Annotated in this window: 16 protein-coding genes and 1 tRNA gene; 7 read left to right on the top strand and 10 right to left on the bottom strand. The window is 58.1% G+C overall.

What is annotated here, in order from left to right; all coding sequences use genetic code 11:
* Positions 1 to 12: 12 nt before the first annotated feature.
* Both HY17_RS20200 and HY17_RS06930 read right to left on the bottom strand, forming a co-directional pair.
* Positions 13 to 264: a hypothetical protein gene (locus tag HY17_RS20200; RefSeq protein ID WP_155843556.1), complete on the bottom strand. Its 252-nt coding sequence runs from the start codon at positions 262 to 264 to the stop codon at positions 13 to 15.
* A gap of 72 nt (positions 265 to 336) precedes the next feature.
* The gene (locus tag HY17_RS06930; protein WP_034764753.1) at positions 337 to 663 is read right to left on the bottom strand and encodes a hypothetical protein; all 327 of its coding nucleotides are present in this window, start codon (positions 661 to 663) and stop codon (positions 337 to 339) included.
* Positions 664 to 788: 125 nt separating this feature from the next.
* Between HY17_RS06930 and HY17_RS06925 the strand changes: the two genes are divergently transcribed.
* The 4 genes from HY17_RS06925 (at position 789) to HY17_RS06910 (ending at position 2,687) form a co-directional block, all read left to right on the top strand.
* On the top strand, positions 789 to 1,100 hold the full coding sequence (locus HY17_RS06925) for a hypothetical protein (RefSeq protein ID WP_139068982.1): 312 nt from the start codon (positions 789 to 791) through the stop codon (positions 1,098 to 1,100).
* A 2-nt stretch (positions 1,101 to 1,102) separates the two neighbouring features.
* Positions 1,103 to 1,510, top strand: coding sequence for a hypothetical protein (locus HY17_RS06920; protein ID WP_034764743.1), 408 nt, complete (start codon positions 1,103 to 1,105; stop codon positions 1,508 to 1,510).
* Between the two features lie 7 nt (positions 1,511 to 1,517).
* Positions 1,518 to 1,982 (top strand): hypothetical protein, encoded by a 465-nt coding sequence (locus HY17_RS19290; protein ID WP_051599793.1) that lies wholly within the window; start codon positions 1,518 to 1,520, stop codon positions 1,980 to 1,982.
* Positions 1,983 to 2,225: 243 nt separating this feature from the next.
* Positions 2,226 to 2,687 (top strand): hypothetical protein, encoded by a 462-nt coding sequence (locus tag HY17_RS06910; RefSeq protein ID WP_034764741.1) that lies wholly within the window; start codon positions 2,226 to 2,228, stop codon positions 2,685 to 2,687.
* A 19-nt stretch (positions 2,688 to 2,706) separates the two neighbouring features.
* Here HY17_RS06910 and HY17_RS06905 read toward each other — a convergent pair whose 3' ends face one another.
* The 7 genes from HY17_RS06905 to HY17_RS06875 form a co-directional block, all read right to left on the bottom strand.
* Complete coding sequence (locus HY17_RS06905; RefSeq protein ID WP_034764739.1) at positions 2,707 to 3,726, bottom strand: hypothetical protein; 1,020 nt, start codon at positions 3,724 to 3,726, stop codon at positions 2,707 to 2,709.
* Positions 3,723 to 4,106, bottom strand: a complete 384-nt coding sequence (locus tag HY17_RS06900) for a lysozyme inhibitor LprI family protein (RefSeq protein ID WP_139068931.1) — start codon at positions 4,104 to 4,106, stop codon at positions 3,723 to 3,725. The genes HY17_RS06905 and HY17_RS06900 overlap by 4 nt, the downstream gene beginning before the upstream one ends.
* A 78-nt stretch (positions 4,107 to 4,184) precedes the next feature.
* Positions 4,185 to 4,625, bottom strand: a complete 441-nt coding sequence (locus HY17_RS06895; RefSeq protein WP_034764724.1) for a hypothetical protein — start codon at positions 4,623 to 4,625, stop codon at positions 4,185 to 4,187.
* Between the two features lies 1 nt (position 4,626).
* A complete protein-coding gene (locus HY17_RS06890) occupies positions 4,627 to 5,214 on the bottom strand; it encodes a hypothetical protein (protein ID WP_197020240.1) in 588 nt (195 codons plus the stop codon).
* A 148-nt stretch (positions 5,215 to 5,362) separates the two neighbouring features.
* Positions 5,363 to 5,438 (bottom strand) — tRNA-Val (locus HY17_RS06885).
* A 91-nt stretch (positions 5,439 to 5,529) separates the two neighbouring features.
* A complete protein-coding gene (gene lon, locus HY17_RS06880; protein ID WP_034764720.1) occupies positions 5,530 to 7,944 on the bottom strand; it encodes an endopeptidase La in 2,415 nt (804 codons plus the stop codon).
* 166 nt (positions 7,945 to 8,110) lie between these two features.
* Entirely contained in the window at positions 8,111 to 9,412 is a 1,302-nt protein-coding gene (locus HY17_RS06875) for an NADH:flavin oxidoreductase/NADH oxidase family protein (protein ID WP_034764718.1), read from the bottom strand.
* Positions 9,413 to 9,466: 54 nt separating this feature from the next.
* Here HY17_RS06875 and parE point away from each other — a divergent pair, with 54 nt between their 5' ends.
* Together parE and HY17_RS06865 are read left to right on the top strand one after the other, a co-directional pair.
* The gene (gene parE, locus HY17_RS06870) at positions 9,467 to 11,470 is read left to right on the top strand and encodes a DNA topoisomerase IV subunit B (RefSeq protein WP_034764716.1); all 2,004 of its coding nucleotides are present in this window, start codon (positions 9,467 to 9,469) and stop codon (positions 11,468 to 11,470) included.
* A gap of 45 nt (positions 11,471 to 11,515) precedes the next feature.
* The gene (locus HY17_RS06865) at positions 11,516 to 11,938 is read left to right on the top strand and encodes a hypothetical protein (protein WP_034764715.1); all 423 of its coding nucleotides are present in this window, start codon (positions 11,516 to 11,518) and stop codon (positions 11,936 to 11,938) included.
* An 89-nt stretch (positions 11,939 to 12,027) separates the two neighbouring features.
* Here HY17_RS06865 and HY17_RS06860 read toward each other — a convergent pair whose 3' ends face one another.
* Complete coding sequence (locus HY17_RS06860) at positions 12,028 to 12,273, bottom strand: YrhK family protein (protein WP_051599792.1); 246 nt, start codon at positions 12,271 to 12,273, stop codon at positions 12,028 to 12,030.
* A gap of 263 nt (positions 12,274 to 12,536) precedes the next feature.
* Between HY17_RS06860 and HY17_RS06855 the strand changes: the two genes are divergently transcribed.
* Positions 12,537 to 14,204 carry a hypothetical protein gene (locus tag HY17_RS06855; RefSeq protein WP_155843552.1) on the top strand — a complete coding sequence of 556 codons (1,668 nt, stop codon included), beginning with the start codon at positions 12,537 to 12,539 and terminating at the stop codon, positions 14,202 to 14,204.
* The last annotated feature ends 9 nt before the right edge of the window (positions 14,205 to 14,213 follow it).

Here is a 14,213-nt window from a genome sequence, read left to right as displayed (position 1 = left end):
ACCCTCCTTAAGTCAGGCAGCCTGAAGTCTCAAATTACCTGACGACGGACATTCTGGTGTAATTTTATTCGTGCTGACATACCGGAGGGCTTTGAAGTCCGGCAGTAGATCCTGATTTCCGGCTTTGGAATTGAAATTGATGAACTCAGCATCTTTGGCTAGGTCGGCAAAGTCGCTCACAGGAACTTCGCTCTCGTGAACACCCAAATACGGAAAGTCACGTCTTTCGTTGATGGTCGTGACAAATGTTTTTCTTTGGCTCAATGAGTTTCCCCCTCTTCCATCACCCAAGCGGGTGATCTGACGCCTTGCTGCTCTATCGAATTTGGCGTTGCGTTACGTATCTTCTTTAAGCGCGACGATCAGATCGAAATCCGCCACGAACTGATCAACAAATGTCTTCATCTCCGAAGGCGCCTCATCCTCCAGACCGCAATGCATGGACTGAATGACATTTGCAGCACCTTCATCGGCCGTCTCGAGGCACAGGTAATTTCCTGCAGCATCTTCAAATATGCCAACCCCGCTCGCTGGATTGATGTAGGCCCATCCCTGGTCGTTCACTCTGGGCAGGGCCAGGTTATAGATACGATCCGCCAGCACGCCGTTGCGGGCATAGTCACTCCAAGCGGTTTCCGGGCGTATATCAAAATGCCTGAACATGCATCCCTCCTGCGAGCGAACATACAAGCTTGAAAGGTAACAAATTATGGCGATCGCCGCCTTTATCTCGACACCTTGTCCGGGCTAGCTTCACGCCGAAGTCAGGCAAAATGATTCCGGGGACCATGAAAACTGAAGACGCCTTCACAGTGTTCCAGCATGAGTATGACGCCGACGACGGCCTGCTGATGAAATTCCGGATGAGCGATGATGTCGAGACCGAACGGCTCGAACGCTTCCTTGAGGCGCTAGATGCCCTTGCTGCGCATTATGAAGGACAAACGCATGTCGAGAAGCACATGGCCTATCGGGTCATGTCTTTCCGCGACACCCTGTCGGCCAGCGCAGGCCACTGGAAAGTCAGCCGTCCCGAGGGGATGAGCATACAGATGACCACAAAACTCATCATTGCCTTAAGCCATGTGTTTGCCGGGTGATCATGTCAAAATCGAGCAAACTGATCACGCACTTCGAGGACTGCGCCTATCTCAAATCCTATTACGGGATGTCGCGAGATATCTATGTCTACCACGACCATGTGGAGATCATCTTCAGGATCATTCTCAACGATCATGTCAGCTTTAGCTTTAAGCGTGTAGGCGCGCATGATGATGCCGTTATTGCTAGCCTTAAAAAATATGTGGAACGCTCGACTTATCTGGAAGCCGGTCTGCCATACAGCTCCAAAGCCGTCATGAATTCGGAGGTCAAAGGCTTCATTCGTGATGTCCTGAATGATGCCGTCCCCATGCCGGACAAATCTTATGTATTTGCAGGCGACAAAGCACGCCTGGAAGGTTTCCTGGAAGACGAAAACTGCGCCTTTATTTGGGAAGATGAAGAGTAACATCAAAATGAGTGGATTGCAGATTGTGCCGCGCCGAAACATACACTCCTTCATCGCGTTGATTGGTTTCACGGTGGTTTTGCACGCCTGCACGAAAGATCCAGCGAACACGGATCAAGTGAGCGACTCTGAGCCCCCAACATTTACAACGCCGGTCGTGGAGCTTCCACTGACCAATGGTGGGGCGGCCCTGTTCGGGATCAAGGCGTGCAAAGTCTACCGATCGAACCCGAGTGAAGCCAGTGCCGGCAACTGGACGCTCCTGTTCGAACCTGCGCCTTATCCCATGCCGCAACAATGCGTCAGAGAACGCCTCGAATTTGACGGGGAATATATCCAGATCGAAATCGGCACCCAGGCACTGGGCGCAGGAGGATGCTGCACCTCCTATGCGGCTTATCGCAGCCGCGACGGTGAGAACTGGGAGATCCGCCCGGCGACTTCGATCACCGAGTGGCAGGTATTGGAATAACGAGGCGGACAATGTCTGATAAAATAAATGTCGTGCATGAGGGTCGGGGTGGCTATCATGACCCGAAATGGTATGTGGGCAGCTGAAATTTACGGTGTCTACTCTCAAGAATTATTGGGGCAATACCGTCACGCTTAAGGCCTCTTCTACCGCGTCTTCACGGTTCGCACGCTCAAGAAATCTGGATCGATTCTCATCTCTGAACGTGATGATGAAGCCTCACCGAACAAAGGTCACCCTCAAATGATAACAGGCAGCGGCGACATAGCGCGTCTTTTTTCACTCTTTCACGACGGCGGAATTAAGCAATACGAACTGAAGCAGGACAAGCTCATTCTTGAAGTTGGCATCCTGTATCTGGCTCAAAGGATTTCTCCGGAATTAAAGGGATTTCATGTCGAACTCGAAATTTCCGGCCCGATCAAATTCGTGACCTGGCCAGACCATGAGACAAAGGAGTCGAGAACGCTGACGGATCTGGAATTTATTATGTCCACTGATCTGCAAATCCTCGAAGCAAAAGATGATGATGGCACTGTGAAAGTCACATGTGCTCAACATGCCTTTCCGTCAGACTTTATCGGAGGCGACCTCTTTGTCCGCACACAAATCGCAACCGTTTGGGATGCAAACCACACCTGCTATTCGATCGAATTTTTGGAAAATCTTTGCAAGTCGTACTGGGAAGAATGGAGCCGTCGATAAAATACTTTGAGGTCAACATTCAAACTTCGTCATGCCCCGGCCTCTTCTGCCATGCCCGCAGAAGTTTTTCCCGCTCAGGCACGTCAAACAGTTCCGGCGCGCCGAGCCCCCAGACGGTTTCAAGCATGGCGCTGCCCGCAGCTGCCCACGGCCCTATCAGCCAGCGCTCGTCCTCGTCTTCCTCAAAAGCCGCAGCCCCATCGATGCGCTCGGCCGCATCCCAGACAGCGCGATGAGCAAGCGACAGCCCGTGGCCGACAGGTGATTTCAGATTGTTCGCCGCTGTCACGACTCCGCGCATGTCCCGGTCCGGCGTATTTTCTTGCCTCGTCACCAATGCCTGCCAGCGATGCCAGCCTTGAGAGGTGAGTTCTGATGCGTCCACGTGACGATGACTCGCGAGCCTTTCGGCACCTTCGCGATCAAGGCCGCCCGCAAAACGCAGGGCCTGCTCCACCTGCTCCCCGTACGGACCGAACAAATAGTGCGTCGGCATCTCCCGGAGGATCTTCACCGAAACGCATCGTGTATAATTTCCACGATGGTCCTGTGGCTCCAGCCCGTCCAGAACCTGAGCCAGCCAAAGCCGGCCCGGCCAGCGAGCGACCGTCACATCCCGCAAGCTTTGATCCACAATTATCCATGGCGGCTCGTTGGACGGGTTTGACACCGTCGCACCCTCTTCAGCATCTGCAAACCGGCCAAGCTTGTCTTCCGAAAGATAGATGAAACCTGTCTCAACCGCTTTCATGCAGTATGCGCGCCAGGCGACATCTTCATCGGGAAAGTATTCGGCAACCCTCGGCATGTGCCGCTCAAAATGGTCCATATCCAGAATGCAGCCGTCCGGAAGACCGACCTCCACGATCCCGGCGAACTCACCGCTCCAGTTCGAGACTTCGACCGTCCAGCCATTGCTGGCGCGGTACAGAATATCGCCCTTGAACTGCTCCTGCGGATCCTGCTCCGGGACCAGCGTCACGTCACCCGTTTCGATCTGGCGGAGAACCGCCATGACCTCGTCTTCGGTTGGCATCATGGCGCGACGTCGTAAAGCTCGCGCAATTGCACTGTTCGCGCTTCAGTCAGTTCCGTCATGCAGTCCAGTTCATCCACGTGCCGGGACGTGCCGCCGCTCATCAGGCGAAAAACGGCCGTACAATGTTCATCCCGATAGTTCGTCCAGGCGGATTGCCCGAGTTCCAAGCTTTCTGCGATGTCCGCAGGCTCGACCATGAAATCTTCGAACCCATTGTTTGCGATTTTCGTCTGGACTGCGTCCAGAGTCTCAGCCATCTCCGTATCGGCCAGATCAAACGCCGCCTGTGCCGTGCACATCTCTTCGGGAAACTCGCAATCGGTTTCCGCGTGGCAGCTCATCGCGAGCATCGACAATGCCGCAACCAAAACAAATCTCATGAATATATTCCCCCGGGTAAAATGCTTGATCAGTTCAATCTGGCTTATCACGACCTAAAACAATGGCATTTCCTAGGCCTAATTTTGCTGGTCTTGTACCGGGCACCAACGCTCGGAGTCGAACCAGTCAGCCCCCATGTGCTCATCGCTGAACCGCGCAATCGCATTCGAGGTAATCTCGGGACCCGTCCATTGACGCAAAGACAATCCTTGCGCTGCAATCAAGCGCTCCTGTTCAGCCTTGTCAGCTACGTCACGTCTTATCTTTCGGATGCGCGGCGCGCGGTTTTCAAACCAGTCACGCTTTTCTTCAAACCATGCCAGGCTTTCGGCGACCTGTTCCGGTGCAAGGTCAAATATCTCATAGGTACGGGTCTCTTCTCCCGCATCGCTCGCAAGGCGGAACCAGACGTCTTTGCCCTGCCATCGCGCGAGCCCGGACACCGGGCCGTCATACCAATCCAGCCAGCAAGTCAAATTGACCCCGTTTGCGTCCACGAAGTTTGCCGAGGAGCCCATATTACCCAAGCCTCTTTCTCAAGCGCTTCACGACCGTCTCCCGCGCCTGCTTTGTCAGGAAGACTTGAGGAATTTTCATCAGGAACGGCCAATATGTAAAATCGTCAGGCTTTCGTTGAGAGGCATCAATGAACTCCGCCAGTTCCAAGACGCTGGCGCGGTCGAAAGCCCAGAGCGTGTGGTTCCTGTACTCGACTTGGTAGAAAGCTTCCTTCGGCCAATCCAGAACATGTTTTCTGCGCACACCACACGACGCGCAAATGAGGGTGCCACGCCAGTCTCCCAAAGGACGAAATTTACGGTCTGAATGCGCCCAGTCTTCCATGCGATAACCCGCCGGAAGGTCGCCAACTGCCGGCAGGTCATTGCCCGCCAGCTTATGGTAGTACGTCGCGACATTATAAGACTGCCCGTTCGGATCTTCCATTTTGTGGCATTCGAAATGTTTCGAATTCTGGAACCACCCCAGATCTGCGTTGGTTTTGATCCGAACATTTTCAGCAAACTCGAAAACGGCTTCGCCGGCGCATTCGGAGCACGTGACAGCCACACGGTGCGGCATGACGCTGTGGTAGGAATATGAACTCACCTGAATTTGCCCCCATTCCCTTCCAGCTGATCCAAGATAGCCGAAGTCAGATCGTGCAAGACGTGCTCGCAGAGCTCTAGAATGCAAGACTGGCGGGCCGGTTTACAGACCGAATTCGCAGCGGAAAGCCATAATGCCTTGAAAAGAATGGTGGGCGGTAACGGGCTCGAACCGCTGACCCTCTCGGTGTAAACGAGATGCTCTACCAACTGAGCTAACCGCCCATCCGGGCGCGTTCATGCCGGGCCTTGGAACAAAAAGCAAGACGGCCGCTCCAGAAGAAGCGGCCGCCTCGTGTTTTTAGTTTGCCGAGCCTCAGTGGGCGCGGGGCTGGTTGCCCGATCCGCTGCCCTGCCCGGACAGCGACGCATGCAGCGCCGCTTCGTCAGCTTCCGACCATTCGATCGGGGTCAGCGGCCGGGTCAGCGCAATCTCCAGCACCTCATTGATGTCAGAGACCGGCACGATCTTCAGGCCCGTCTTCACGTTCTCCGGAATCTCGTCGAGATCTTTCTCGTTCTCCTCCGGAATGAGGACCGTCTTGATGCCGCCGCGGAGGGCTGCGAGCAGCTTCTCCTTGAGGCCGCCGATAGGCAGGACCTTGCCACGCAGCGAGATCTCGCCGGTCATCGCGACCTCGCGGTCGACCGGGTTGCCGGTCAGCAGCGAGACGATGGCCGTAGTCATGGCGACACCGGCAGACGGGCCGTCCTTCGGCGTAGCGCCATCCGGCACGTGGACGTGGATGTCCGTCGTGTTGAAGACCGTCGGCTTGATGCCGAGCATCACCGACCGGGACCGGACGAGCGAGCTCGCCGCCTGGATCGATTCCTTCATCACGTCGCGCAGGTTGCCAGTGACCTTCATGTTCCCGCGGCCGGGCATCTTGACCGCCTCGATGGTGAGGAGGTCGCCGCCCGTCTCGGTCCAGGCAAGGCCGGTGACGGCGCCCACCTGATCGGTCTCGTCGGCAAGGCCGTAACGGAACTTCCGCACGCCCGCGAACTCGCCGAGATTTTCCGGCGTCACGGTCAGCGTTGCGCCTTCGCCCTGCTCTGCCAGCTTGCGCACGGCCTTGCGGGCCAGGCGCGCAATCTCACGCTTCAGGCTACGGACACCGGCTTCGCGGGAGTAGTAGCGGATGAGGTCGCGGATGGCCTGGTCGGTGACGACGAACTCGTCTTCGGCAAGGCCGTGATCCTCACGCACCTGAGGGATCAGGTGGCGCTTGGTGATCTCCAGCTTCTCATCTTCCGTGTACCCGGCGATGCGGATGATCTCCATACGGTCCAGCAAGGGCTGGGGCATGTTGAGCGAGTTCGCCGTCGTCACGAACATCACATCCGAAAGGTCGTAGTCGACTTCCAGATAGTGGTCGTTGAACGTCGAGTTCTGCTCCGGGTCGAGCACTTCCAAGAGGGCCGAGGCCGGATCGCCGCGATGGTCCATGCCCATCTTGTCGATCTCGTCCAGAAGGAACAGCGGGTTACCCGACTTCACCTTCTTCAGCGACTGGATGATGCGTCCCGGCATCGAGCCGATATAGGTCCGGCGGTGGCCGCGGATCTCGCTCTCGTCACGCACGCCGCCCAGCGACACGCGCACGAAATCGCGTCCCGTGGCTTCGGCGATGGACCGGCCGAGCGAGGTCTTACCGACACCCGGAGGGCCGACGAGGCAGAGGATCGGCCCCTTCATCTTACCGGTGCGTTTCTGCACGGCGAGATATTCGAGAATCCGCTCTTTCACCTTTTCGAGGCCGTAGTGATCGTCGTCGAGCTGATGCTCGGCTTTGATCAGGTCGGTCTCGATGTCCTTGCGCGTGCCCCATGGCAGGGCGAGCAGCCAGTCGAGATAGTTCCGCACAACGGTGGATTCCGCCGACATCGGCGACATCTGCCGCAGCTTCTTCATTTCGGCTTCGGCCTTGTTGCGGGCCTCTTCGGACAGCGGCGTTTCCTTGATGCGGGCTTCCAGTTCGGCCAGCTCGTCGCGCTCGCCGCCTTCGCCCTGCTCACCCAGCTCGCGCTGGATCGCCTTCATCTGCTCGTTAAGATAATACTCGCGCTGGGTCTTCTCCATCTGCCGCTTGACGCGGTTTTTGATTTTCCGCTCCATCTGCAGCATGCCCATCTCGCTCTCCATGAGCGCGAAGACCTTTTCGAGGCGTTCCTTCACGTCCGTGAGTTCGAGCAGTTCCTGCTTGTCGGAGAGCTTGACCGAGAGGTTCGACGCCACCGAGTCAGCCAGACGGCCGGCATCGGTCATCGCCGCAATCGTGCCCACCGATTCCGGCGGGATCTTGCGGTTCAGCTTGACGTAATTCTCGAACTGCTCCTGCACGGCCCGCATCAGGGCCTGCACGTCGGAATTGTCCGTTTCGGCTTCTTCCAGCGTTTCGACTTCGGCTTCGAAATAGTCGCCGCGGTCGATCAGCTCGTTCACGCGTGCACGTGTCTTGCCTTCGACCAGCACTTTCACGGTGCCGTCGGGCAGCTTCAGAAGCTGGAGGATGGTGGCGATCGTACCGGTTTCGTGCACGTCATCGGAGCCGGGATCGTCGATCGCGGCATCCAGCTGGGCCACCAGCATGATTTCATTGTCTGCCTCTTCGATCATTTCGAGGGCGCGAACCGACTTGTCGCGGCCCACAAAGAGCGGGGCGACCATGTCGGGAAAAACCACGATGTCCCGAAGCGGCAACACCGGAAGGTTCTTGGTCTTTGGCATGTAACTGCCTCCTTCGTATTATGGTCCCGCCTGGCGGCGACCATGTGACCCTACCTGCCAATGATGACGGGAGTCGGGCGATGTACCAGATGTGGAGAGTGGCAACGGCCGCTTCAACCCGGCCCCTGCGCAACAAAATTGTGATTTACCCCGCCCCTGCCTGCAATCAGGGCGCTGCGGCCCGCCATGCCTTTGCGGCAGCCTTTTCCGATTTCTGATTGGCCAGAAAAGCCGACAGAACGCCAAGTTTCTCATCTGGCTCCCCTCCCGCACCGAGCCGTTTCAGCTGCTCATAATACCACCCCATGGCGCCGAAACCGTTAAGCGCCTTGACGAGTTTGATCGGTGAGTGCGGCCCCAGCAGGCCCGGCCCGATGCGCAGTTTCTGCTCCCACCGGTCCAGCGCGTCCTGCGAGCCGTCCAGCAGGCGGGCCGGCGCAGCCGTATCGACACAAAGCGGCCGGCCAAGCCCGATCAGGTCCGCCTCGCCCGCCGCCAAGGCGTCGTTCATCGCAGCCACAGTGCGGAAACCGCCGGTGACCATCAGGGGCATCTTCGCCCGGTCCTGTACGGCGCGGGCGTATTTCAGGAAGTAGGCCTCCCGCGCGCGGGTCGACTCGGCCACCGGCTGGTCGAAGGCCGGCTGCAGGCCTTCCTGATCCATCATTTTCGGCTGCTCGTAATTGCCGCCGGAAATCTCCACGAAATCAACGTTCAGCGTATCGAGGAGGTCGATCACGCCGAGGCAGTCCTCAAAGCTGAAGCCGCCTTTCTGGAAGTCTGCGGAATTCAGTTTCACCGACACGGAAAAACCGGGGCCCGCCGCCGCCTTCGCCTCTTTCACGCAGGCGACCAGCAATCTTGCCCGGTTTTCAAGCGGGCCGCCCCATTCGTCCTGGCGCTGATTGGCCAGCGGCGACAGGAAGGAGGACAGGAGGTAACCATGGGCGGCATGGACCTGAATGCCGTCAAACCCGGTCTGTTTCGCGACTTTCGCGGCCCGGCCGAAGCCTTCGATCACGGCCTGGATCTCATCCGCCGTCATCTCGCGGGGCGATCCGAACTGGCCGCCCGGCAGGCCAAGCGCCACAGGGCTCGGCGCAGCCGGCCGCGGATTTACCAGTTTCGGCGTCTGCCGGCCGGCATGGCTGACCTGCATGACCAGCACCGCGCCATGGCTTTTCGCCGCCTCCGCCCAGCGGGCGAACCCGTCCAGTTCCTCATTCGAGACCTTCGGGCCGATGACGACATTCCCCACTTGTTCGAGGTGGTCGGGGTCGATCTGGACATTGCCGGTGATGATGCCGCCAAGGCCCCCTTCGGCCCAGCGCCGGTAGAGCGTGACATGTGCCTCAGTGACCCGGTTGCGCGAATCAGCCAATCCCTCTGTCATTGCCGCTTTCACAAGACGGTTGGGGAATGTCAGTCCGCTGGCCAGGGTTAATGTAGTGTTAATCGTGGCAGTCATTGATGTTCCCCCAATATCGACACTGACTCGTGACGCCCTTAAGGGAGACCATAAATGGCCGCCGCCAAGCAAGCAAAGCTGTTCGACCAAATGAGCTCCGACACGTCCGGTTACTCCGCCAAGGACATTGAAGTCCTCGAAGGCCTCGAGCCTGTCCGTAAACGCCCCGGTATGTATATCGGCGGCACGGACGAGCGCGCCTATCACCACCTCTTCGCCGAGGTGCTGGACAATGCCATGGACGAAGCCGTCGCCGGCCATGCCAACCGGATCGAGATCAATCTCGACGCCGAAGGCTACCTGACCGTCACGGACAATGGCCGGGGCATCCCGGTCGACCCGCACCCGAAATTCCCCAAGAAATCCGCCCTCGAAGTCATCATGACCACGCTGCACTCGGGCGGGAAGTTCTCGGACAAGGCCTACGCCACCGCCGGCGGCCTTCATGGCGTGGGTATCTCGGTGGTAAACGCGCTTTCGGAGCATGTGGAAGTCGAGGTGGCCCGCGACAAGCGGCTTTACCGCCAGTGCTTCTCCCGCGGCCTCGTCGAAGGCAAGCTGGAGAAGGTCGGCGCGGCCCCGAACCGGCGCGGCACGTCGGTCAAGTTCAAGCCGGACCACCAGATCTTCGGCGAGAAGATGCGCTGGCGCCCGGCGCGCCTGTTCCAGATGGCGCGCTCGAAAGCCTATCTCTATCGCGGCGTCGAAGTGCGCTGGAACTGCGACGCGTCCCTCCTGCCGGAAGACTCCAAGATCCCGGCAGAGGCCGTCCTCTCCTACCCGAACGGCCTCGCCGACCAGCTGGCAGAGGTGTTCGGCGGTAAAGCGACGATCACCGAAGCGCCTTTCACGGGTCTCGTTGACATGGGCGCGGAAGGCAAGGTCGAGTGGGCCATCGCTTGGACGCAGGCCGGCTTCGGCGAGAGCGACGGCTTTGCCCGCTCCTATTGTAATACGATCCCGACGCCGGAAGGCGGCACGCACGAGGCGGGCTTCCGCTCGGCCATCACCAAGGGCCTGCGCAATTTCGGTGAGCTGACCGGCAACAAGAAGGCCGGCGACATCACCGCCGACGACATCATGGGCCACTCCGGCCTCTTGCTCAGCGTCTTCATCCGCGGCCCGGAATTCGTTGGCCAGACGAAGGACAAGCTATCGACCACCGCCGCGTTCCGCCTCGTCGAGAACGCCGTGCGCGACCGGTTCGACCACTGGCTGGCCGGATCCCCGAAGGAAGCCGATAAGCTGCTGACCTGGGCGATCGACCGCGCCGATGAGCGCGCGCGCCGCAGGAAACAGAAAGAAATCAACCGCAAGTCCGCGACCAAGAAGCTGCGCCTGCCCGGCAAGCTGGCGGACTGCTCCGAAAAAGGTCCGGACGAAACCGAGCTGTTCCTCGTCGAGGGAGACTCGGCTGGCGGCAGCGCCAAGCAGGCGCGCGACCGGAAAACGCAGGCCATCCTGCCGCTCCGCGGCAAGATCCTGAACGTCGAGAGCGCCTCGCTCGACAAGATGATGGCCAACCAGGAGATCAATGATCTCGCCCTGGCCCTCGGCACCCAGCTCGGCAAGAAATTCGCCATCGATGACCTGCGCTATGAGCGCATCATCATCATGACCGACGCCGACGTGGACGGCGCCCACATCGCGGCGCTGCTGATCACCTTCTTCTACCGGATGACGCCGGGACTCATTGAATCCGGACGGCTTTTCCTGGCCATGCCGCCGCTCTACAAGCTCTCCAACAAGGGCACGATCGTCTACGCCATGGACGATGAAGACCGCGCGGCGAAGATGAAGGAACACTTCAAGCCGAACCAGAAAGTCGACATGACGCGCTTCAAAGGTCTCGGCGAGATGAACCCGGCGCAGCTGAAAGAGACCACGATGAACCCGGCAACCCGCACGCTCGCCCGCGTGACGCTGCCGGATTCCATGGACGAGCTGACCGAGATGAAGCCTGCCGAACTCATCAACACGCTGATGGGCAAGAAGGCCGAGCTGCGCTTCCGCTTCATCCAGGAAAACGCGGCCTTTGTGGAAGATCTGGATATCTAGGCCAAACAGGCGCACACTCCCCGAAAAATAAGGGGAGCGAAAACAATGTACTCACAGAAAGACTGGCTGCTCATCTTCGGGGCGGGCCTGTTCCTGCTGGGCCTCGTCACAGGCTTTGTCGGGCCGCTTTTGCTCAATCCGCGGATGGGACTGTCCTCGCATCTGGAGGGCCTGATGAACGGCACTTTCCTGATCGCCATTGGCGCAATCTGGGACCGGGTGCACCTCGGCCCGGCGCTGAAGAAGACGGCGTTTGGCCTGTTCCTGTTCGGCACGACCGCCAATTGGGCGACCGTGTTCCTCGCCGCCGCCTGGGGCGCGAGCGCACTGATGCCGATCTCAGGCTCCGGCCATACCGGCACGCCGTTTCAGGAAAACATCGTCGCGACGCTGCTGATGGGGCTCTCCATCGCGATGCTGATCGCGACCGCGCTTATGCTCGCCGGGCTCCTGCGCAAACGCGCCTGAAGTGGTGGATAAGTGCCCCGCCGGGCAATGAACAACACCTTGAATACACCGTGTATAGACCATGCTTACGCGGGCTGGGCGGGCCGCCCCTACGTCTTCGGCAGCCGCCGCATGTGCACGTCGCGCATGACGTGTACGACCGGGCGGATGGCAAAACAGACAGAGCCGACCAGGAACAGCCACGTCCCCACTGTCTGCGTCGCCTCCCCGAAAAACAGGACCGAGCCGATGATGAACAGGATCGCCGCCAGCGCATCGACACAGTCATAGACCGTCCCATAGGCGACATAGACCTCCCTGTGGCGCGGCGTCGTAAAACGCATTCCTTCGGTCATGATGGACGCTCCCGTGTTTGCAGTGAGGCCTATGGGTGCCGGTTTCAGGTGGGGCTGTAAACAGATGCGTCCACGCTCTTGCGCCCGGCAGGAAGTAGAAACGAATTCAGGAGATCGACCGATCTCTTATAAGTTTGACGCTCCAAACCAACCACCGCTCCCCAAAATCAAAGAATCTGCTTTGCTTATTACAGAACAGGAGCCTAAAAATATTGACACCTTTGGTTGATGAAGGGTGATTGAGATTTCTAGGGGGGCAGAACATGCCGGTAAATTCCGCAAAGCGCACGGCGCTTCTATTTCTATCTGCGAGCGTACTGGCCCTTGCGGCATGTGGCGGTGGGGGTGGCGGTGGCGGCACTTCTACCCCGACGACGACCTCTCCACCGCCGCCCCCACCACCACCGCCTGCGAATGCAGCGCCGGCAATTGTGACTGCGGTGGACAATTCTACTCCGGATGAAGGCCAGACGTTTACTTTGGACGCTTCAGGCACTTCGGATCCCGAAAGCGATCCTTTGACATTTTCCTGGGCGCAGTTGAGTGGCCCCGCAGTCGATATCCCCGATACATCGATGGAAGTTCTCGCAGAACTCCGGGTCCCTGAACTGAACGAGACAAGTGTCGCAACTTTTGAAGTAACGGTCAGCGACGGAACGAATGAGTCGAAGCAAAGCCTGGATATAACGTTCACGGATATTCATCAGGAACCGCGTTTTGACGCGGAACCAGCCCTCCTTGACACACTCTCGTTCGACGATCCTGTGGAAGCCGTTTTTGTTGACAACCGAATTTCATTTTCGATGAGTGGAGCAAATGCAGCATTTGTTGCGACAGAACTTCCTACTGGAGAAAAACTCCGTATTCAGCAGCTTGGACTTTCGCCAGCGGATGAACTGGGGATCGTGAACCCGGCTTCTATTTTGGAAGATCCGACCAAGCCTGCGAGCTTCGCATCTGCGCATGTTATGGGTGCAAGCCAGTATTACTGGTCCAGCTTCGCCGTTCTTGAAGAAGCCACAAACCGGCTGAAAGTGTTCGTGCAATACGACGCGGAAGAAACTCTGGAAAACGTTCTATCTCTACCTGTGAAGAGCCCGTGTGCTTCCTATCGGATCACCAAGCCATTCAACAACTGGAATGGCCCTATGCTTATCGGCTCGCGTGAGGGAGGCTTCAGCCTCATAGACACCAAAAATGGATACCAGGGAAGTCCACCAGAAGTCCCGCTTTACAGGACTTTCGGAACTGTCGAGTCATTTTGTGCGATCTATGCCGCCGAGAATCCCCTGCAGGGACAAACTTACAATTCTTACGACCCTACCATGATCACATTGCCCGATGTGGTCGCACTGAATTCGGATACGAACGAAATTTACCACTACAAGCAGTCGGTATACGCAGATCCTTACACATCCGAATATGGCGCGCCTGAAATCACCGAACTGGATTTGCAGACATCGGAGTCCCTGCAGCTTGTGGCCTCCACACGCATTGGCAGGTTTTCCGATTTCGGTACGGGCATGGCACTTGTCTTCACTGACGGAAAGCATAACGGGACCCACAGGCTTGTTATCATCGGTACAAATGTAAACCGAGAAATCATCCAAGGCACTTATAACTGGAGTAAAGGCGTACCCGCAGACGTCCTTCTGGATGATCTCAACGGGGACAACTTTCCGGAAATCGTTGTCATTACAGAAACGTCTCCTGACGCTGTCGTATTTACCGCCCAGCCGGATGCGGCGATCATTCCGCCGGAGCCGAATGGCCAATGGGGCTTTCTGCCACTCCTCGGACCCAGCTACATCGATATCGGCCTCGGCGCGGTCAGCGCAGTCCCCAGTATTCGCAACGCATTGGGGCCGGATCTGCTGCTGATTGCTGACAAGGAAGGCAAGGAAATTCGCGCCTACGCCACCGGAAATTGAGGTGCAGGA

The sequence above is a fragment of the Hyphomonas sp. CY54-11-8 genome, assembly GCF_000682735.1.
Lineage (GTDB): Bacteria > Pseudomonadota > Alphaproteobacteria > Caulobacterales > Hyphomonadaceae > Hyphomonas.
This window is presented reverse-complemented; position numbering and strand designations above follow the sequence as displayed.